The sequence below is a fragment of the Streptomyces sp. NEAU-sy36 genome (assembly GCF_013423905.1).
In the GTDB taxonomy this organism is placed as follows: domain Bacteria; phylum Actinomycetota; class Actinomycetes; order Streptomycetales; family Streptomycetaceae; genus Streptomyces; species Streptomyces misionensis.
Genome location: NZ_CP058977.1, coordinates 682,605 through 702,500, shown reverse-complemented (window position 1 = coordinate 702,500; position 19,896 = coordinate 682,605). Strand labels below are relative to the sequence as shown.

Annotated in this window: 17 protein-coding genes (1 of these 17 cut by a window edge); 6 read left to right on the top strand and 11 right to left on the bottom strand. The window is 73.9% G+C overall.

Annotation, left to right across the window (positions count from 1 at the left end; genetic code table 11):
* Nucleotides 1–398, top strand: partial view of an RDD family protein gene (locus HZZ00_RS03185; RefSeq protein WP_180330776.1) — the 3' portion only. The gene continues 532 nt to the left of window position 1, outside the view; 398 of the gene's 930 nt are visible here — the last part of the coding sequence; the start codon falls outside the window, past its left edge; it ends in the stop codon at nucleotides 396–398.
* A 30-nt stretch (nucleotides 399–428) separates the two neighbouring features.
* On the opposite strand, the gene HZZ00_RS03180 is transcribed toward HZZ00_RS03185, so the two are convergent.
* The 8 genes from HZZ00_RS03180 to HZZ00_RS03145 all read right to left on the bottom strand — a co-directional run bounded on the left by HZZ00_RS03180 (nucleotide 429) and on the right by HZZ00_RS03145 (nucleotide 8,663).
* Nucleotides 429–1,040, bottom strand: coding sequence for a hypothetical protein (locus tag HZZ00_RS03180; RefSeq protein ID WP_180330775.1), 612 nt, complete (start codon nucleotides 1,038–1,040; stop codon nucleotides 429–431).
* 176 nt (nucleotides 1,041–1,216) lie between these two features.
* Nucleotides 1,217–2,674, bottom strand: a complete 1,458-nt coding sequence (gene ahcY, locus HZZ00_RS03175) for an adenosylhomocysteinase (protein ID WP_180330774.1) — start codon at nucleotides 2,672–2,674, stop codon at nucleotides 1,217–1,219.
* Between the two features lie 293 nt (nucleotides 2,675–2,967).
* Nucleotides 2,968–3,948, bottom strand: coding sequence for a cation diffusion facilitator family transporter (locus HZZ00_RS03170; RefSeq protein ID WP_180330773.1), 981 nt, complete (start codon nucleotides 3,946–3,948; stop codon nucleotides 2,968–2,970).
* A gap of 128 nt (nucleotides 3,949–4,076) precedes the next feature.
* A complete protein-coding gene (gene manA, locus HZZ00_RS03165) occupies nucleotides 4,077–5,228 on the bottom strand; it encodes a mannose-6-phosphate isomerase, class I (protein ID WP_180330772.1) in 1,152 nt (383 codons plus the stop codon).
* 57 nt (nucleotides 5,229–5,285) lie between these two features.
* Nucleotides 5,286–6,413, bottom strand: a complete 1,128-nt coding sequence (locus HZZ00_RS03160; RefSeq protein WP_180330771.1) for an SIS domain-containing protein — start codon at nucleotides 6,411–6,413, stop codon at nucleotides 5,286–5,288.
* 102 nt (nucleotides 6,414–6,515) lie between these two features.
* Nucleotides 6,516–6,686 (bottom strand): Trm112 family protein, encoded by a 171-nt coding sequence (locus tag HZZ00_RS03155; RefSeq protein WP_071828489.1) that lies wholly within the window; start codon nucleotides 6,684–6,686, stop codon nucleotides 6,516–6,518.
* Nucleotides 6,687–6,758: 72 nt separating this feature from the next.
* A complete protein-coding gene (locus tag HZZ00_RS03150) occupies nucleotides 6,759–8,123 on the bottom strand; it encodes a phosphomannomutase/phosphoglucomutase (RefSeq protein ID WP_180330770.1) in 1,365 nt (454 codons plus the stop codon).
* A 117-nt stretch (nucleotides 8,124–8,240) separates the two neighbouring features.
* Complete coding sequence (locus tag HZZ00_RS03145; protein ID WP_078967596.1) at nucleotides 8,241–8,663, bottom strand: DUF3499 domain-containing protein; 423 nt, start codon at nucleotides 8,661–8,663, stop codon at nucleotides 8,241–8,243.
* Nucleotides 8,664–8,968: 305 nt separating this feature from the next.
* Here HZZ00_RS03145 and HZZ00_RS03140 point away from each other — a divergent pair, with 305 nt between their 5' ends.
* Nucleotides 8,969–9,421, top strand: coding sequence for a metallopeptidase family protein (locus HZZ00_RS03140; protein ID WP_180333369.1), 453 nt, complete (start codon nucleotides 8,969–8,971; stop codon nucleotides 9,419–9,421).
* A gap of 58 nt (nucleotides 9,422–9,479) precedes the next feature.
* Here HZZ00_RS03140 and HZZ00_RS03135 read toward each other — a convergent pair whose 3' ends face one another.
* The 3 genes from HZZ00_RS03135 to HZZ00_RS03125 all read right to left on the bottom strand — a co-directional run bounded on the left by HZZ00_RS03135 (nucleotide 9,480) and on the right by HZZ00_RS03125 (nucleotide 15,170).
* Nucleotides 9,480–11,000 carry a DUF5719 family protein gene (locus HZZ00_RS03135; protein WP_180330769.1) on the bottom strand — a complete coding sequence of 507 codons (1,521 nt, stop codon included), beginning with the start codon at nucleotides 10,998–11,000 and terminating at the stop codon, nucleotides 9,480–9,482.
* Complete coding sequence (locus HZZ00_RS03130) at nucleotides 10,997–14,701, bottom strand: glycosyltransferase (RefSeq protein WP_180330768.1); 3,705 nt, start codon at nucleotides 14,699–14,701, stop codon at nucleotides 10,997–10,999. Before HZZ00_RS03130 ends, HZZ00_RS03135 begins: the two co-directional genes overlap by 4 nt.
* Before the next feature lie 205 nt (nucleotides 14,702–14,906).
* Complete coding sequence (locus HZZ00_RS03125; RefSeq protein ID WP_003975777.1) at nucleotides 14,907–15,170, bottom strand: WhiB family transcriptional regulator; 264 nt, start codon at nucleotides 15,168–15,170, stop codon at nucleotides 14,907–14,909.
* Nucleotides 15,171–15,851: 681 nt separating this feature from the next.
* Here HZZ00_RS03125 and HZZ00_RS03120 point away from each other — a divergent pair.
* The 4 genes from HZZ00_RS03120 to HZZ00_RS03105 all read left to right on the top strand — a co-directional run bounded on the left by HZZ00_RS03120 (nucleotide 15,852) and on the right by HZZ00_RS03105 (nucleotide 19,849).
* Nucleotides 15,852–16,382 (top strand): cysteine dioxygenase family protein, encoded by a 531-nt coding sequence (locus HZZ00_RS03120; protein WP_180330767.1) that lies wholly within the window; start codon nucleotides 15,852–15,854, stop codon nucleotides 16,380–16,382.
* A gap of 34 nt (nucleotides 16,383–16,416) precedes the next feature.
* Nucleotides 16,417–17,376, top strand: a complete 960-nt coding sequence (gene cofD, locus HZZ00_RS03115; protein ID WP_180330766.1) for a 2-phospho-L-lactate transferase — start codon at nucleotides 16,417–16,419, stop codon at nucleotides 17,374–17,376.
* A complete protein-coding gene (locus tag HZZ00_RS03110; protein ID WP_180330765.1) occupies nucleotides 17,373–18,689 on the top strand; it encodes a coenzyme F420-0:L-glutamate ligase in 1,317 nt (438 codons plus the stop codon). Before cofD ends, HZZ00_RS03110 begins: the two co-directional genes overlap by 4 nt.
* A 146-nt stretch (nucleotides 18,690–18,835) precedes the next feature.
* Nucleotides 18,836–19,849 (top strand): DNA-3-methyladenine glycosylase, encoded by a 1,014-nt coding sequence (locus tag HZZ00_RS03105; protein WP_180330764.1) that lies wholly within the window; start codon nucleotides 18,836–18,838, stop codon nucleotides 19,847–19,849.
* Nucleotides 19,850–19,896: the final 47 nt, after the last annotated feature.

The window sequence follows — 19,896 nt, the reverse complement described above, 5'->3', positions numbered from 1 at the left end:
CCGTGCCGGACGGGCTGTGGCTCGCCGTACGGCAGTACCTGATGCGGATGCACCAGCTGGAGCCCGGGGTGTCCCAGGGCATGGCGCAGCGGCTCGCGGGCGACCTCGCGGCGTGCACGGGGGCTTTGGCACCCGTCGACCTCGCTCCGGCCGTCTTCCTGGCCGCCGTGGTGCACGAGCGGCAGTCGCGGGACTCCCGGCGGGCGTTCGGCGCGGGCGGTCCCGCGCCGCAGGGCGGTCCGGTCGTGACCGGGGCGGACGGGCGGCCGGGCCCCGGGGCCGGCACGCGGCAGCCCGTGTACCAGCCGCCGGTGGCGCGGCCGCAGGCATCCGCCGGGCCGTCGACCGGTTCCGGGGACCGGGAGCGTCCGGCCACCGGGTTCGCGCCGCCCGCGTAGGGCGGGCGCCCTCCTTCCCTCGCGCCCCGCTCAGTCGAATGCCGACGGCGGGGACTCGAGGTCTTCCAGCTCGATCCCGGGCGCGGCGAGCACCACGTCGCCGGCGATGTGGACGGTGTGCCGTTCACCGGTGTCCAGGGCTGTGACCTGGTATTCGTCCACGGTCAGGGGGCCGTTGTCAGTGGCGTGTGCTTCGCTGTCCACCAGTGCCCAGGACTGGTCGACGGTGCGGGGGGCGAGGACCGGGTCCGTGAAGGCGACGAGTCGTACGCGGGTCGCGGAGGAAGGGGTGAGGCGCAGCAGACGAGCGGTGGCGACGAGGAACGCGGGGGACGTGCCGGTGAAGGCGTGGGCGCGCACATTGCCTTCGGTGGCATGGGTGCCGGTGGGGTCCGTGCGGACCCAGGTGACGCCGTCGAGGGCGGCGCCGCGCACCTGCCAGCCGCCCGCGTGGAGTTCGAGGCGCAGGGGGCGGCCGAGGTCGTCCAGTGCGAGGTCGACCGAGCCGCGGTGGTCCCCCGCGGGGGTGGTCAGCCGGGAGACGTAGCGCCAGCCGGACGGGCCGGGGGCGCACTGGAAGTGTTCTTCTCCGAGGGGGGTGTGGTCGTGCGGATCGTGGAGTGAATAGCGGCCGCGGGGCATGGGGGTCCTGGGTCGTGACGGGCTCGGGCCGCCGCCGTGTGCCGGTCCGGGGTGCGTGAGCGCCGGACGGGTGGGTGAGGGCCGTACCGGCTCCAACGGGACAGGCCCCCGGCACGGGGGTGCGGGGGCCTGTCTCTGTTGACCTGGCCGAGACGCGGTGAGCGGCTCGGGGGCGGTCAGTAGCGGTAGTGGTCCGGCTTGTACGGGCCGTCGACCTCGACGCCGATGTACGCGGCCTGCTCCGGGCGCAGCTTGGTCAGCTTGACGCCGAGCGCGTCCAGGTGGAGCCGGGCGACCTTCTCGTCCAGGTGCTTGGGCAGCACGTACACACCGGTCGGGTACGCGTCCGGCTTGGTGAACAGCTCGATCTGCGCCAGCGTCTGGTCCGCGAACGAGTTCGACATCACGAACGACGGGTGACCGGTGGCGTTGCCCAGGTTCAGCAGCCGCCCCTCGGACAGCACGATGATCACCTTGCCGTCCGGGAAGGTCCACGTGTGGACCTGCGGCTTCACCTCGTCCTTGACGATGCCCGGGATCTTCGCCAGACCGGCCATGTCGATCTCGTTGTCGAAGTGACCGATGTTCCCGACGATCGCCTGGTGCTTCATCCGGGCCATGTCCGAGGCCATGATGATGTCCTTGTTGCCCGTCGTCGTCACGAAGATGTCGGCCTTGTCCACGACCTCGTCCAGCGTCGTGACCTGGTACCCGTCCATCGCCGCCTGCAGCGCGCAGATCGGGTCGATCTCCGTCACGATCACCCGCGCACCCTGACCGCGCAACGACTCCGCACAGCCCTTGCCGACATCGCCGTAACCGCACACCACCGCGGTCTTCCCGCCGATCAGCACATCGGTGGCCCGGTTGATACCGTCCACCAGCGAGTGCCGGCAACCGTACTTGTTGTCGAACTTCGACTTCGTCACCGCGTCGTTCACATTGATCGCCGGGAACAGCAGCACACCGTCCCGCTGCATCTCGTACAACCGGTGCACACCCGTCGTGGTCTCCTCCGTCACACCACGGATCTCGGAGGCCAGCTGGGTCCACTTCTGGGGGTTCTCGCCCAGGGTGCGGTGCAGGAGCTGGAGGATGACGCGGTGCTCGTCGGACTCGGCGGTCTCCAGGCCGGGGACCTTGCCGTCCTTCTCGTACTCGACGCCCTTGTGGACGAGGAGGGTGGCGTCACCGCCGTCGTCCAGGATCATGTTCGGGCCGCCGGTGGGGCTGTCCGGCCAGGTCAGCGCCTGCTCGGTGCACCACCAGTACTCCTCCAGGGTCTCGCCCTTCCAGGCGAAGACCGGGACGCCGCGCGGGTTGTCGGGCGTGCCGTCGGGGCCGACGGCGATGGCGGCGGCCGCGTGGTCCTGGGTGGAGAAGATGTTGCAGGACGCCCAGCGGACCCGGGCGCCGAGGGCGACCAGGGTCTCGATCAGCACGGCGGTCTGCACGGTCATGTGCAGCGAGCCCGTGATGCGGGCACCGGCCAGCGGCTGGGCCTCGGCGTACTCCTTGCGGATCGCCATCAGGCCGGGCATCTCGTGCTCGGCGAGGGTGATCTCCTTGCGGCCGAACTCGGCCAGCGAGAGGTCGGCGACCTTGAAGTCCTGTCGGTTGTCGACAGTCGTCATTGCGAGCTGCTCCTCGGATTCGGGTCGAGGTGGGTACGGCTGGTCTGCGCGGCGGCGGACACACGGGTCCCCGGAAGAGGACACTGGCATGCCCACGTGCGCGCAGCGCAGTCCGTCGGAGGCCCTCTCTCCCTCGGCCGGTCCGTGGGGACCGCCCGACCGCCATCAGCAGCGACGTCTGGCTCCGTCCCAAGCTACACCGGCCGGCCCGGTCGCCCACAGTCCGCGTCCGCGTGGTGTGACCCGTTCGCCGGGCGGCCGGGCGGTCCGCGGGGGGACCGGCCGGGGCCGGGTCAGTGGCCGGTGGCGTGCGGGTTCGGGCCGCCGGGGGTGGCCGCCGGGTCCGGGCCCTTGGCGGCTTCGGCCTCGCTGTAGATGTCCGGTTCCAGGTAGATGACGCGGGCGATGGGGACGGCGGTGCGGATGCGGTCCTCGGCGGCGTCGATGGCGGCGGCGACCTCGGCGGCGGTGTCGTCGTGCCGTACCGCGATCTTGGCGGCGATCAGGAGCTCTTCGGGGCCGAGGTGGAGGGTGCGCATGTGGATGATGCGGGTGACCGTCTCGCCGTCGACGGTCGCCGCCTCGATCTTCTTGATCACGTCGAGGCCGGCCGCCTCGCCCAGCAGCAGCGACTTGGTCTCGGCGGCCAGGACCAGGGCGATGCAGACGAGGAGGACACCGATGCAGACGGTGCCGACGCCGTCCCAGACGCCGTCGCCGGTGAGCAGGGAGAGGCCGACGCCGGCGAGGGCGAGGACGAGACCGATGAGGGCGCCGAAGTCCTCCAGCAGGACGACGGGCAGCTCGGGGGCCTTGGCGCGGCGGATGAACTGCGACCAGGACAGCGTGCCGCGCAGTTCCCTGGACTCCTTGATGGCCGTGCGGAAGGAGAAGCCCTCGGCGAGGATCGCGAAGACCAGGACGGCCACCGGCCAGTACCAGTTCTCCAGCGCGTGCGGGTGGGAGATCTTCTCGTAGCCCTCGTAGATGGCGAACATGCCACCGATGGAGAAGAGGACGATCGAGACGAGGAAGGCGTAGATGTAGCGCTCGCGGCCGTAGCCGAAGGGGTGTTGCGCGGTGGCCTCGCGCTGGGCCTTCTTGCCGCCGATGAGCAGCAGGAACTGGTTGCCGGAGTCGGCGACCGAGTGGACGCCCTCGGCGAGCATCGAGGAGGAGCCGCTGAAGGCGAACGCCACGAACTTCGATGCCGCGATCGCGAGGTTGGCGCCGAGTGCCGCCACGATCGCCCTGGTACCGCCTGACGCGCTCATGTGTCCGCGTTGTCCCTTCGGTCTCTGCTCGGTGCCTGCGTCTTTGCCCGGCCTTTGCCGGTGGGCCATTCTTGCAGTCCGGCCGGGCACCGGCGCGTCAGGTTCCACAGGCCCGGTCAGTCAACCATTCATACGACCACGGTGGCGCGGAAGACCGTGCCCGCGCCCGAGATCCCGGCCTTCTCGCCGGCCGGGACGAACACGGAGCTTCCCGGGCCCAGTTCGTGTTCGCCGGCGCGGACGGCACCGGCCGTGCAGAGCAGGATCTGCGGGGTGTCGCGGGTGAGGTCGCGGGCGGTGCCGCCCTCGGGCAGGACGTGGCGGGAGAGCCGGAACTCGTCGATCGGCGTCTCGTAGACCTCCTCGCCGTCCGGGGCGGCCTCGGGTCGCAGCACGCCCGGGTCGCCCGCCTCGAAGCGGACCACGCGCAGGAGTTCGGGCACGTCGACGTGTTTGGGGGTCAGCCCGCAGCGCAGCACGTTGTCGGAGTTGGCCATGATCTCCACGCCGAGGCCGCTGAGGTAGGCGTGCGGGACGCCGGCGCCGAGGAACAGGGCCTCGCCGGGCTGGAGTCGGACGTGGTTGAGCAGCATGGCCGCGAGGACGCCGGGGTCGCCGGGGTAGTGGTGGGCGAGTTCGGCGTAGGGGGCGTGGTCGCCGCCGAGGCGGGCGCAGGCGGCCGCGGCCTCGGCGACCGTGCGGGCCGTCTCCGCGCGGTCCGCGGTGAGGATCGCGGTGAGGACCTCGCGCAGGGCCGCGTCCTCGGGGCGGGCGTGCAGCAGGTCGACGTACGGCTTGAGGGAGTCGACGCCGAGCGCGGCGAGCAGGTCGGCGGTCCGCTGCGGGGGCCGGAAGCCGCACAGGCCGTCGAACTCGGTGAGGGCGCAGATCAGTTCGGGCTTGTGGTTGGCGTCCTTGTAGTTGCGTTCGGGGGCGTCGAGCGGGACGCCGCGGCGCTCCTCGTCGGCGTAGCCCTCCCTGGCCTGCGCGAGGTCGGGGTGCACCTGGAGCGACAGGGGCGCGTCCGCGGCGAGGATCTTCAGCAGGAACGGCAGCCTCGGGCCGAACCTGGCGACCGTCTCCTTGCCCAGCTCGCGCTCCGGGTCGGCGTCGATCACCTCGGCGAGCGTGCCGCGCGCGGTGCGCGAGGGGGCGCCGGGGTGGGCGCCCATCCACATCTCCGCCTGGGGCTCGCCGGTCGGCTCGGTGCCGAGCAGCCGCGGGATGGCGGTGGTCGAACCCCAGGCGTAGGGGCGGACGGTGTTGTCGAGGCGGTCCATGTGTCTTCTCTGTCTTCCGTGCGTGCGCCGACCGGTGCTCTCCGGCCTGTAGCCAGATCAGGCCCCGGAAGCGAGCGCCAGGTAAACGGCGGCGAAATCGGTGACGGCGATCAGTTCCGCGAGCGTCTCCAGTTCGCCGCCCTCCTCGGGTTCGAGTTCGCTGATCGGCGTGTCGTGGCTCAGCGCCAGGTCACGGGCGGCGGGGGCGGCGGAGAGACCACCGAGCGGGCGGTCGCGCAGCAGCACGACGCGCGCGTGCAGCGCGGGCGGCTCCTCCACCCGGTCACGGAAGAAGTCGTCCGGGTCGGCGCTGGCCGCGAGCGGGCCGGCCAGCAGGGCGCCGTGCGCGGCGAGCGCCTCGGGGAGTTCGGCGACGACGGCGGGTTGGCCGGCCAGCTCGGCGAGGGCGGCGGCGAACCGGCGGCCCGCCGGTCCCGCGGAGGCGCCCTCCGTCCACACCACGGGCAGCGCGTCCGCGAGTTCGGCGGCGATGGTCTTGGCCGGGTTGCTGTAGGCCACGATGGCGGGGCCGCAGCGCTCGGCGACCTCGTCGAGCCGGTCGGCGACCTTCTCCAGGGCCTCCGGCGGGGCGCTGAGCAGGCCGACGCGGTCCAGCAGGGCGAGCAGCGGGGTCAGCAGGGCCCAGAAGACGCCCGGGGAGGACGCGGCGAGCGGTTCCTCCTGGTCGTAGGGGGCCGTCGCCATCGGGACGAACACTCCGTGCGCGCCGGAGACCGCCTCGGCGAGCGGGGTGCCGGCCGGGGCGACGGCGACCACCGAGACGCCCCGGCGGTAGGCCTGGTCGGCGAGGAGGGAGAGGCTGGGCTCGGTGCCGTCCGGGGTGGCGATCAGCAGCAGGTCCACGGAGCCGGCCCAGCCGGGCAGTTCCCAGCGCAGGGCGCCCGCGGCGGGGGCGACCCCGGTGGGGGCCAGGCGGACCACCGGGCTGCCGGGCCCGGCCAGGGTGCCGAGCAGGTCGGCGGTGTGGGTGGCGGCGGCGCCGGGGCCCGCGATCAGCACGGCGCGGGGGCGGCCGTCGGGTTCGAGGCCGCCGACGCCGGCCTCGGCGGCGTGCCGGGCCGCGGTGCGCACCCGGGCGCCGGCCTCGGCGGCGCCGCGCAGCAGGCCCCGGCGGTCGGCCTCGGCGAGGCCCTCCGGGCTGTCGAGCAGCGTTTCGTCCAGCATGGGCGGCAGCCCTCCGATCGCCGGGATGCGGTGTCTACGACGCTACGCGGGTCCGCGGCACCCGTGTCGCTCCGGGGAGGTCACGGTGCCGGGCGGCCCGGCTCACTCGGGGCGGCGGGCCTCGTCCACGAGGAGGACCGGGATGCCGTCGCGGACCGGGTAGGCGAGGCCGCAGTCCCGGCCGGTGCAGATCAGCTCGGCGTCCTGCTCCTTGAGGGGCGCGTGGCAGGCCGGGCAGGCGAGGATCTCCAGGAGGCCGGCTTCGAGCGGCATGGGGTGTCCCTTCGAGGGGCGGAGTTTCGTTGACCGCTGGTCAGCGTAACCGCTTCGGGGCGGATCGGGGTTTCAGGCCCTGATGATCGCCAAGGCGTCGTCGCGGATCGCGGCCATGGTGGCCTCGTCCTTCGCCTCGGCGTTCAGCCGGAGCAGCGGCTCCGTGTTGGAGGGGCGGACGTTGAACCACCAGTCGGCGGCGGAGACGGTGAGCCCGTCGAGGTCGTCCAGGGTGACGCCGTCGCGGCCCGCGTAGGCGGCGCGGATCGCGGCGATGCGGCCGGCCTGGTCGGCGACGGTGGAGTTGATCTCGCCGGAGCCCGCATAGCGGTCGTACTGGGCGACCAGCGCGGACAGCGTGCCCTGCTGCCCACCGAGGGCGGCCAGCACGTGCAGGGCCGCCAGCATGCCCGTGTCGGCGTTCCAGAAGTCCTTGAAGTAGTAGTGCGCGGAGTGCTCGCCGCCGAAGATCGCGCCGGTGCGGGCCATCTCCGCCTTGATGAAGGAGTGGCCGACCCGGGTGCGGACCGGGGTGCCGCCGTGCTCGCGGACGACCTCCGGGACGGTGCGCGAGGTGATCAGGTTGTGGATGACGGTGCCCGCTCCGCCGTTGCGCGCGAGTTCGCGCGCGGCGACCAGGGCGGTGACGGCGGACGGGGAGACCGGGTCGCCGTTCTCGTCGACGACGAAGCAGCGGTCGGCGTCGCCGTCGAAGGCGATGCCGAGGTCGGCGCCCTCGGCCGGGACCCGCTTCTGGAGGTCCACGAGGTTGGCCGGGTCGAGCGGGTTGGCCTCGTGGTTCGGGAAGGTGCCGTCCAGTTCGAAGTACATCGGGACGAGGGTCAGGGGCAGGCCGGCGAAGACCGTGGGCACGGTGTGGCCGCCCATGCCGTTGCCCGCGTCGACCACGACCTTCAGGGGGCGGACGGCGGTGAGGTCGACCAGCGAGCGCAGGTGCGCCGCGTAGTCCTCCAGCGTCTCGCGGGAGCCGATGGTGCCGGGCTCGGCGACCGGCTCGGGGGCACCCGACTCCAGCCATTCCTCGACCAGTTCGCGGATCTGCGCGAGGCCGGTGTCCTGGCCGACCGGGGCGGCGCCGGCCCGGCACATCTTGATGCCGTTGTACTGGGCCGGGTTGTGGGAGGCGGTGAACATCGCGCCGGGCAGGTCCAGCGCGCCCGAGGCGTAGTACAGCTGGTCCGTGGAGCACAGGCCGATCTCGGTGACGTCGGCGCCGCGGTCCGCCGCGCCGCGCGCGAAGGCGCGGGACAGGCCGGGGGACGAGGGCCGCATGTCGTGGCCGACGACGATCGCCGTGGCCTCCGTCACCTCCGCGAAGGCGGCGCCGAAGAGCCCGGCCAGTGTTTCGTCCCACTGGTCCGGGACCACTCCGCGCACGTCGTACGCCTTCACGATCTGCGACAGATCAGCAGTCACGGCCAACCCTCCTGAAGTTCTTGGGTGCCCACAAACTACCCGTCCGGGGTAAGGGCGAGGTGTGCGGACACCAGCGGACGCGCGGCCGTCACCGGGAGGAGTGGTGGCCGGTGCCGCTCAGTTGTCCGGGGAGCGCAGGACCCGGAGGTGGCCGCGGCGGGCGACCTCCATGGGGTCCGCCGTCCGGGCGCCGCCACCGGCCTCGGCCGCGCGCTCCTGGGGGCGGGCGGCCTCGCGTACGGCGTTGGCGAGCGCCTCCAGGTCGTCACCGCTGGGGCGGGCGGGGGCGGAGCCGTCGAGGAGACGGACGACCTCCCAGCCACGCGGGGCGGTGAGGCGCTCGGAGTGCTCGGCGCACAGGTCGTAGCAGTGGGGCTCGGCGTAGGTGGCGAGCGGGCCGAGGACCGCGGTCGAGTCGGCGTAGACGTACGTCAGCGTCGCGACGGCGGGTCGGCCGCAGGCGGTGCGCGAACAGCGACGTACAGGGCTCACGACGTTGGACGGTACCGCACTCTTGAGCGGGCCGCGACGACTCTCCACCCAGTCACTCCCCCGTGTCGTGCTGTGAGACGCCCCACATACCCCTGCGGACAGGGCCTGTTGACCTGCGCGGAAGGGGTTTTCAAAGGGATCGGGAGGGGCCGTTTTCGGTCATGAGCCGGTACAAACAGCGTCAAATGCCTTGAGTTCCATGGCCGTGAACGGTTTCGGGACGGTTGCCGAAACGAGCCGGTACTTGGCCGGAACGGTCATCCTGCGACACCGACGCGACACGAAGTCACCGGTGGCCGGTTGGCGCGTGAGGCCGGGCGGGGCGGGCGGGCGAGGACTACGCTTCACCGGTGATGGACAACCGTGTACCGCCCCGAGCCGCAGGCCCCGGGCCCCGTCGCCGTGATCGCCACGGGCGGGGCATGCGGGGGCCGATCGCGCCTCCGCAGGTGCCGTTGGCGGCCAGCCGCGCGGAGGTCTTCGCCGATCTGGTGCAGGACTCCGTGGACCGGCTGGAGCGGCGGTGGCCGCAGCTGACCGAGGTCGACTTCCTGGTGCTGGAGGTGCCGCGGCTCGAAGGGGCCGAGGCGGGGCTGTGGGGCGACGAGGCGGTACCGCTCGGCGGGGTCGTGCCGGCGCGCGACGGCCGGCGGGCGCGGGTGGTGGTGTACCGGCGGCCGGTGGAGATCCGCTCCAAGGGGCGGGACGAACGGGCCGCGTTGGTGCACGAGGTGGTCGTCGAGCAGGTGGCCGAGTTGCTGGGGCTGACACCGGAGACGGTGGACCCCCGGTACGGGGAGGACTAGGGCCGGGCCGGGCGCCCGCGATCGCGGATGCGGTGGTGCAACCGCGGGCGCCGGTCGGTCACTTCTGGAGGATGGACAGGTCCTCGTCCGTCTTCGGGACCGCGACCAGACCCCGGTCGTTCGGGAGGGTCTGGACGGTGAAGCCGGGGATGCCCGACTCGGTGGCGGTGAGGGTGCGGGCGGCGTAGACGGGCGCGCCGGTGAGGGGTTCGACCGTCAGGGCATAGGTGCCGCCCTGGCCCGAGGGGGTCGGCGCCTCGATGTTCTGGGTGGTGCCGGAGCCGATCGTGTAGGTCCTGGAGACCGCCGTACCGCCGTCGCTGCCCGCCGAGGCGGTGACCTTGACCTTGGCGGTGCCGGTGGGCGCCGTCAGGGCGAGGGTCGTGCCCTTGGCGCTGTTGTCGGCCGAAGTGGCGCGGGTGCCGACGGGGGCGGTGGCCGGGATGAAGGCCATCTCCTGGTTCGCGCCCTTGCCCCGCAGCACCTGGAGCGCGGCGACGACCGGCACCGACTGGTCGGTGGGCGTCAGCACCAGCGAGCCGGCCTCGCCGCGGGTCACCGGGCCGAGGTCCGCCGCGGTGGTCATGCCGGACTTCACGTGCAGCGTCTCGTTCCCGGCGGGGGTGATCAGGCCGCCGGGCGAGGCGAGCCGGATCGTGAGGTCCGCGTCGGCGTCACCGGGCGTGAAGGCGATCAGGCGGACGTCGGTGGCGTCCTTGGGGATGCCGGGCAGCACCAGGGAGCCCGCCGGGTCGGCGGCCGCGGCCAGCCAGTCGCCGCCGGTCTTGCCGTCCAGCGCCTGCACGGTCGCGCCGACCCGCCCGCTGCGCACGCTGACGTGCGCGGTCACGTCGTCCTGCCGCTCGTCGGTCAGGGTGGACAGCAGGATCGGCTCGCTGGTGTGCGGCTTGACCGTGAGGTTCTCCCCCAGCGGCGACTTGATCGCTCCGTTCTTGCCGTACAGCTCGACGTCCACCACGGCGGCGGAGTCGTCCGGGTTGGTCAGGTGGAGGTAGTCGGTGCGGCTGCCGGCCGTGCTCGCGCCCGGGAACCAGAACTCGGTGTCCGCGGGCGTACAGGTCACGCCCTGGAGGCCGCGGCCGGTGCCGGCGGCGATCTCGGTGGTCTCCTGGACGGTCCAGCCGGGCGCGAACCTGCCGTCGGCGGTGCCGATCAGCGCGGGGGCGTCGGCGCCCGAGGTGTCCCCGGTGGAGGGGGTGCCCGGTGCCTTCGGGGTGAGCACGGGTTCGGTGGTGGTCTTCTTGCCGTCCTTCCCCTTCCCCTTGCCCTGCTGGGTGCCGCCCGTGCCGTCCACCGATTCCTCGGCGGCGGGCTGGAGCCGGGCCTTGCCGTCGCTCGCCGCGCCCTGGGTGACGGGGGTGAACGAGGTGTACGACGTGTCGGCGATGTCCGAGACGCTGGGCGCCGGGCACAGCAGGCTGGTGCGCTCCACCGGCAGGTGGGCGACGGCCGTGGGCGCGGCCGCGCCGGAGGCCGAGGGGCCGGCCAGCGCGGCGAACGCCGTGACGGCGGCCAGCGCGCTGGTGCCTGCGATCAGGGACAGGGTGGTGCGGTTCACTGCTGGCTCCCGTCGGGGCGCTCGCTGCCGGTGCCATGGGGGTGCTGGGGGTCGTAGCCCTGCTGGGCGGGGTCGTACGCCGGGTCGTAGACCTGCTGCTGGTAGGCCGCAGGGTCGTACGGCTGCTGACCGTTGCCGTAGGCGTACGGGTCGTACCCGGCCGCCTGGTAGGGGTCGGCCTGGTACGGCTGCTGCTGGTCGTAGCCGCCCGTCTGGTAGGCGTCGCTGCCGTAGCCGGGGTACGGGGTGTTCGCGTAGGAGCCGGCGTACGACTCGTCGAAGGAGGGGTCGTACGGCTGCTGGTGCGGGATCGGCGCGGGCTGCTCCCCGGCGCCCTCCAGGGCGGCCGGTGCCTCCTCGGCCGGTGCTTCCCGCGCGTCCTCGGCCGGGGCCTCCTCGGCCTCGGCCTGGGCCCGCAGGCGGCGGGCGCGGCGGCCCTCGCCGGCGACGGCCTGCGCGGGCACCGACTGCTCCTCGGGGAGGTCGTCGTCCACGTCCCGGCGGCGGCCGGGCAGGGCGAGCACGACCAGGACGAGGCCGAGCAGGCCCTGGGCCCACAGCCAGGCGGTGTGGGTGATCGGCGCGTCGTAGGTGACGTCGAGCCGGCCGCCGGCGGACGGCAGCCGGAAGCCCTGGGCCCAGCCGTCGACCGTGGTGCGGGGCAGCGGCTTGCCGTCCAGGGTGGCCGTCCAGCCGGGGGCGGCGCTGTCGGCGAGGCGCAGGACCCGGCCGTCGGAGCCGGCGGGGACGGTGGTGTGGATGTCCACCGGTCCGGCGTTCACCGGCCGGCCGCCGGCGGAACCGGAGCCGCCCGCGGGCAGGATGACGGCGCGGGAGACCTCCTGGTCGACGCGCCACAGCGCGTTGCCGTCCTGCTGGCTGAGCCGGGCGAGACCGGGGGTGGCGTCGAGGACGCGGGAGATGTCGCGGGGCGCGCCCTTGTGGACGAGGACGTAGCGCACGGCGAAGCCGCCGAGTTCGTCGGCCTGGTCGGCGCCGGAGCCGGCGATCAGGTTGGCGACGACCTTGTCCAGGCGCGCGTTCTCGCCGTCGGCGGCGGCCAGTTCGCCGTCTCCCATGCGGGCACCGGCGCCGCGCACCAGGGTGTAGCGCACCCGCGCGGCGGAGTCGCTGTCGAGGACGAGGGTGCGGGCGCGGTCGCCGGTGGTGGAGTCCTCGGCGACGAACGCGGGCACCTGGGCGGGGTCGCGGCGCTGCACGGGCCCGTCGGCGCCGCGCAGCATCCAGCCGGCCGCCAGCAGCAGCGGGCCCACGGCCGAGGCGAGGGCGATCAGGGCGGCGACGGGCTGGCGCCAGCCGAAGCTCTGCTCGGCCACGCGGGCGCGGGCGCCGTCGGCGCCGAGGGCGGCGGCCGACAGCAGGGCGATGCCGTAGACGAGGGTGGCCGGGCCGGCCCAGGCGGACCGGTTGGCGAGCACCGCGAAGACCAGGCCCACCAGGGCGACGGCCCAGGCGGTGCGGATGCCCAACTGCCGTTCGGAGCGCAGCAGTGCGGCCAGGGCGGCGAGCACGATGCCGAGCAGCAGGCCGCTCGCGGTGCCGGGGCCGCCCGGGCTGATGCCGAGCAGGTCGAGCGCGGAGGCGGCCGAGGCGCCGTACGCCAGGCCCGCCTCGGTGAAGAAGCCGGTCGGCAGCAGGGTCAGCGACCAGGGGGCGAGGAGCAGCAGCGGGGTGCCGAGCTGGGCGAGGAAACGCAGTCCGGACGCGGCCAGGTCGGCGCGGCGCAGCGCGAGCACACCGAGGCCGAGGATCAGCGCGATCGGCCAGACCACCGGGGTGAAGGCGGTGGTGATGGTCAGCAGCAGCGCGTACGCCCAGGTGGCGCGCCAGCTGCCGCGGGTGCCGTCGCGGCCGGTGAGGCCGCTCGCGGCGATGCCCGCGCGGGCGATGAGCGGCAGCAGCACGGCGAGTACGGCGGTGCCGATGCGTCCGCCGGCCAGGGCGCCGGTGGTGGCGGGCAGGAAGGCGTAGGCGATGGCCGCCCAGGCACGCAGCAGCCGGGAGGTGACCAGGGGCCGGGAGGCGAAGTAGGCGGTGAACCCGGCGAGCGGCACCGAGCAGACCAGCAGCACGGTGACCGCGAGTCCGGTGGAGCCGAAGAGCAGGGTGGCGAGGGTGGCGACGAGTGCCAGGTAGGGCGGCGCGGACGGGGTGCCGCCGGCGCCCACCGGGTGCCACGCGTCCGCGAAGCGGGACCAGAGTTCGCCGGCGCTCGCCGGGGCGGGCAGCAGGGCGCCGCCGCCGAGCGCGCCCCCGGAGAGCAGGGCGCGGCAGGCGACCAGGGAGATGACCAGCAGCGCGAGGAAGAGCACCGGCCCCGGCCTGCGGGCGATCCGCCTGAGCCGGGCGAACTGCTCGACCTCCAGGAAGTCGGCGTCGTCGCCGCCGGGCCCGGACTCCACGGCGCCGCCGTGCCGGCCGGCCGGGGCGGTGTCGGTGTCGGAGCCCGCGGTGAGGTTGCCCGCGAACTGCTCCACGGTGGCCCGGATGGTCGCGCCGGGCGGCGGGAAGAGGCGGCGCAGTTCGTCCTTGTCGATCCTCGGGGTGCCGCGGCGGCGCCGGGCGGCGATGATCCGCTCGGGGCGCAGCAGGGTGCCGAGCAGGCCGCGGATCTCGTCCACGGCCTGTCCGGGGACCTTGCCGACGAGGTAGGCGACGGTCCGCAGCAGGGTGCCGAGGACGAGCCGGAGCATCACCCAGGGCAGGGCCGCGGTACGGGTGTTGGCGAGCAGGGTGTAGACGGCGCCCGCCTTGTCGACCTTGTGCGGGGAGGCGGCGGTGCGGCCCACGCAGTCGACGGTGCGGCGCTCGCGGGAGGCGGCCTCGGCGTGCCGTACGACCGCGTCCGGGGCGACCAGGACGCGGTATCCGGCCAGGTGGGTGCGCCAGCACAGGTCGACGTCGTCGCGCATCAGGGGCAGCCGGCGGTCGAAGCCGCCGAGCTGTTCGAACACGTCGCGGCGGATCAGCATGCCGGCGGTGGAGACGGAGAGCACCGAGCGGACGTGGTCGTGCTGGCCCTGGTCCTGTTCGCGGCGGTCCAGACCGGTCCAGCGGCGGCCGGAGTTGGCGATGGAGACGCCGACCTCCAGCAGTTGCCTGCGGTCGTACCAGCCGCGCAGCTTGGGGCCGACCACCGCCACGTCGTCGCGGCCCAGTTCGAGTTCGTTGTCGACGACCCGCAGCAGCTGGGCGAGGGCGTCGGGTTCGGGCGCGCAGTCGTCGTGCAGCAGCCAGAGCCACTGGACGGGTTCGCCGTACGGCAGTTCGGGAAGGTCGTAGGCGTCGTCGCGCCAGGTGCGGGTGGCCGGGTCCCAGCCGCTGGGGCGTTTGAGGTAGGGCAGCTCGTCCGGGGTGAGGACGGGTGCGGTGCGGCTCGCCTCCTCGACGGCCTGGCCGAAGCCGGTGCGGCGGGCGAGGTGCAGCACGCCCGCGTCGCCGAGGGATGCGCCGAGCAGCTGGGCGGAGTCGTCCGCGCTGCCGGTGTCGGCGGCCACCGCCTGCTGGACCGGGCGCTCCTGGCCGAGCAGCCCGGCGAGCGCGTCGGGCAGCCAGCGGGCGCCGTCATGGGAGACGAGGACCGCGGTCACCACGTGGCGCGGGAACTCGGGCGGGCGGGCTGGGTCGAACGCTGCGGCGGCGGCCGGGTCTTGGGCTGCCGTATGGCTGTGCACGGACATCGAGGTACGGGCCCCGGTTCGGTGGACTGCGGTGGACGCCCGCGCCTCCTGCGACCTCAGGGGGACGTCGAGGGGAGTGCGGGCCGTCTCGGACGAGCGACCACACTATCGGCTGCCCACGACGACGGCCCGCCGCCTGTGGACAACCCACCGGCCACGGGCCGTTCGTGACGTTTCCCCGGGTATGCGTGCTGCTCGCGCGCGGTCAGACGGCGGCCTTCTTCAGCCGGCGGCGCTCCCGCTCGGACAGGCCGCCCCAGATGCCGAAGCGCTCGTCGTTGGCGAGGGCGTACTCAAGGCACTCGGAACGGACCTCGCAGGCGAGGCAGACCTTCTTCGCTTCTCTGGTGGAGCCGCCCTTCTCGGGGAAGAAGGACTCGGGGTCGGTCTGGGCGCACAGCGCGCGCTCCTGCCAGCCGAGTTCCTCGTCCGCGTCGTCGACCAGCAGTTGCTGCACCAGCTCGGTCATGTGCGCCCCTCGTCTGTCTTTCGCGTCCCCGTGGCGTGGCCGTTACCGATTCCGGCTGAACGACACGAGTGAAATTACAAGTGTGCTGCTCCGGGCGAGTCAAGCCGAGATCTGCTATTGAGCCCGTTATTCACTCTGCGGAACCAAGGCCATGCGGAAAGTGTTCAAATCGCCATAAACCCCGACACACGGCCGAGGCCCGACGGGCTGCCGCACTCCGCACGGCACCACTGGGGCCCCTGCACGGAGAAAGACGCCCTGGCGTTCGATCGCGTTGCACACGGCTCGTCGCCCGCTCGGATGTGCCCCATGTGTCCCGGAGTCCCGAGGTGCAAACCCCCACTCGGCCAGATGCCCCGGATGAGGTGAATTGTGTCCCACGTGGCGGTCATCGAGTTGACAGCGCAGGTGTGAACCGTTGTCCTAGGGGGCATGCTCGCGCACTCGGCATTCACCTCGACCCGCACCGCCGGGTCCCACGGTGCTGCCCGGGCGCGCTGTAGCTGTTGTCGCTGTTCCAGCTGTTGAGCCCGCCGCCTTCCGAGGTCTTCGCTCCGGCTGCCGCCGACGCCCCGCCCCGCGCGGCTCGGCCGTACCTCCCGAACGAGCTTCGCCGCACCCGTCTCCCGATCCGGGTCCCCTCTTTCTCCGCCCTCTCTCCGCCGAGGAACCAGCGCACCCATGAACAGCGACAACGACCTCCAGATCGCCGGCGACCTGCTTGAGGTGCCGCACCTGCTGCAGCCGCCGCGCGAGCACCCGGCCACCGTCGCCGAGTTCGCGGGGCTGGCCCGCGCCATCGCCGCCGACCGCACCCAGTGGGCCGGCCTGGTCCGCTACGACGCCACCACCCGCTGGTACCACCGGCTGCGCACCGGCCCCGGCTACGAGGTGTGGCTGCTGTCCTGGCTGCCCGGCCAGGGCAGCGGGCGGCACGACCACGGCCGCTCCTCCGGTGTCCTCACCGTCCTCGCGGGGACCCTCACCGAGCACACCCGGCGCGGCGGCCACGCCCTCGCGCCCGGCGCGCAACGGGTGTTCGCTCCGGGCTATGTGCACGAGGTCGTCAACGACACGCTGGAACCGGCGGTCAGCCTGCACATCTACCACCCGGGCCTGACCGAGATGCCGATGCTGTCCCCGTCCCGGCTCCGTGCGACCGGGGCCGCCCCCGCGGCCCCCTACTGCGAGGCCAGTCCGGCGACTGCCTGACATGTTGTCGGCCCCTCCTGCGAGACTGGTCCCCATGCGCATTGTGGTTCTGGCAGGCGGCATCGGCGGTGCCCGTTTCCTGCGCGGTCTGAAGCGGGCCGTGCCGGACGCGGACGTCACGGTGATCGGCAACACCGGCGACGACATCCACCTCTTCGGGCTGAAGGTCTGCCCGGACCTCGACACGGTGATGTACACGCTGGGCGGCGGCATCAACGAGGAACAGGGCTGGGGGCGGTCCGACGAGACCTTCCACCTCAAGGAGGAACTGGCGGCCTACGGGGTCGGCCCGGAGTGGTTCGGGCTCGGCGACCGGGACTTCGCCACGCACATCGTGCGGACGCAGATGCTCGGCGCCGGTTATCCGCTGAGCGCGGTGACCGAGGCGCTGTGCGACCGGTGGAAGCCGGGCGTGCGGCTGATCCCGATGACCGACGACCGCGTGGAGACCCATGTGGCCGTCGAGATCGACGGCGAACGCAAGGCGGTCCATTTCCAGGAGTACTGGGTGCGGCTGCGGGCCTCCGTCCCCGCCGAGGCCGTGGTCCCGGTCGGCGCCGAGCAGGCCAAGCCGGCCCCGGGCGTCCTGGAGGCCATCGCCGGGGCGGACGTCATCCTCTTCCCGCCGTCCAACCCCGTCGTGTCCATCGGCACGATCCTCGCCATCCCCGGCATAAGGGAGGCCATCGCGGACGCGGGCGTGCCCGTGGTCGGCCTGTCCCCCATCGTCGGTGACGCGCCCGTGCGCGGGATGGCCGACAAGGTGCTCGCGGCGGTCGGCGTGGAGTCCACCGCGGCGGCGGTCGCCGAGCACTACGGTTCGGGCCTGCTGGACGGCTGGCTGGTGGACACCGTGGACGCCGCCGTGGTGGAGCGCGTCGAGGCCGACGGCATCCGCTGCCGGGCCGTGCCGCTGATGATGACCGACGTGGACGCGGCCGCGCAGATGGCGCGCGAGGCGCTGGCGCTGGCCGAGGAGGTGCGCGGCGCGTGAGCACGAACAGCGAGGAGCGGCCGGAGTTCCGGGTCTGGGCGCCGGCCGGCTTTCCCGAGGTGCGCCAGGGCGACGACCTCGCCAAGCTGATCGCCGCCGCCGAGCCCGGCCTGGCCGACGGCGACGTGGTGGTCGTCACCTCCAAGATCGTCTCCAAGGCCGAGGGCCGGATCATGGAGGCCGAGGACCGGCAGGCCGCGATCGACGCGGAGACGGTCCGGGTGGTGGCCCGCCGGGGCACCCTGCGGATCGTCGAGAACCGGCAGGGCCTGGTCATGGCCGCCGCCGGGGTCGACGCCTCCAACACCCCGGCCGGGACCGTGCTGTTGCTGCCCGAGGACCCGGACGCGTCCGCCCGGGCCATCCGGGACGGCCTGCGGCACACGCTCGGGGTCGAGGTCGGGGTCGTCGTCAGCGACACCTTCGGGCGACCCTGGCGCTCCGGGCTGACGGACGTGGCGATCGGCGCCGCCGGGGTGCGGGTGCTGGACGACCTGCGCGGCGGCACGGACGCGTACGGCAATCCGCTGATCGCCACCATCGTGGCCACGGCGGACGAGCTGGCCGCCGCCGGTGACCTGGTCAAGGGCAAGGCAGAGGGCCGGCCGGTCGCGGTGCTGCGCGGTCTGCCCCACGTGGTGCGGCCGGACGGCGACACGGGCGCGCGGGCGCTGGTGCGCAACGCGGCCGACGACATGTTCCGGCTCGGCACCTCGGAGGCCGTCCGCGAGGCCATGACCCAGAGGCGCACCGTGCGGGCCTTCACCGACGATCCGGTGGATCCCGGTGCGGTACGGCGGGCGGTGGCCGCGGCCCTGACCGCGCCCGCCCCGCACCACACCACGCCCTGGCGGTTCGTACTGCTGGAGTCGGCCGAGTCCCGCACCCGGCTGCTGGACGCGATGCGCGACGCGTGGATCGCGGACCTGCGCCGGGACGGCAGGAGCGAGGAGGCCATCGCCAGGCGGGTCCGCCGCGGTGACGTGCTGCGCAACGCGCCCTGCCTGGCGGTGCCCTGCCTCGTCATGGACGGTTCGCACCACTACGGGGACGCGCGGCGGGACGGCGCCGAGCGGGAGATGTTCGTCGTCGCCATGGGCGCGGGCGTGCAGAACTTCATGGTGGCGCTGGCCGGGGAGCGCCTGGGCTCGGCCTGGGTGTCGTCCACGATGTTCTGCCGGGACGTGGTCCGCGACACGCTGGGGCTGCCCCCGGAGTGGGAGCCGATGGGCGCGGTGGCGATCGGGCGCCCGGCCCAGCCGCCTGCGCCGCGCGGCGAGCGGGACCCGGAGGCGTTCATCGAGGTGCGCTGAACGACGGCGGACCCGGGACCGCTCTCCCGGTCCGCCGGGCCGGTCGGGTCCCGGCGGGTCGGCCCTATCTCGCAGGGTCGGCCCGTTCCCGGAGAAAGGCCCTAGTCTCGAAGGACGGCACACCGGTACTTCCGAGGATCTGATCCGTGGCAGGACGCTTCGCTCCCCGAGCCGCGCGCACGACCGTGCGCGGCGGCCGTCCCGGCCTGCCCGCCGCCGGGATACCGCGGCAGGCCACGGCCCCCGCGCGGGTGCGGCGCTGGACGCCCGAGGGGCCGCTGGACCTCGGTCTGGTGCTCGGGCCGCTGCGGCGCGGGCCCGCCGACCCGACGTTCCGGGCCACCGCGGACGGCTCCGTGTGGCGCGCCACCCGCACCCCGGCGGGCCCCGGCACGCTGCGGGTGCGGGCCTGCGGCGGCGAGGTGCTCGGCGAGGCCTGGGGGCCAGGCGCCGAGTGGCTGCTCGACGGGCTGCCCGAGCTGCTCGGCGCGGCCGACGACCCCGGCGCGTTCGTGCCCCGGCACCGGGTGGTGGCGCTGGCCCGGCACCGGCGGCCGGGGCTGCGGCTGACGCGGACCGGGCTGGTGCTGGAGTCGCTGATCCCGTCGGTGCTGGAGCAGAAGGTCACGACGGACGAGGCGTACCGGGCGTGGCGGCTGCTCGTACGGCGGTTCGGGGAGCCGGCGCCGGGCCCCGCGGGATCCGGGGAGCGGCCGATGTCGGTGATGCCCGCGCCGCGGACCTGGGCGCTGATTCCCTCCTGGGAGTGGCACCGGGCCGGGGTCGACGACAAACGGGCGTCCACCGTGCTGCGCGCGGTACGCGTCGCCGCACGGCTCGAACAGTCGGTGGGGATGCCGGCGGCCGAGGCGCGGGCGCGCCTTGAGGTCGTGCCCGGGGTGGGCCCGTGGACGTCCGCCGAGGTGGTGCAGCGCAGCCATGGGGCGGCGGACGCCGTGACGGTCGGGGACCTGCACCTGCCGCGCATCGTCGGGTTCGCCCTCGCGGGTGACCGGGACGCGGACGACTCCGTGATGCTGCGGCTGCTGGAGCCCTATGCCGGGCAGCGGCACCGCGCGGCCCGGCTGATCCTGCTGAGCGGTGTGGCACCGGCGCGGCGGGTCCCGAAGATGCCGCGGGTGGACATCGGCCTGCTGTGAACCGGGCCGGGCCCGGCGTGGCCCCGCGCCCGCCTCCCCCGTCGGCG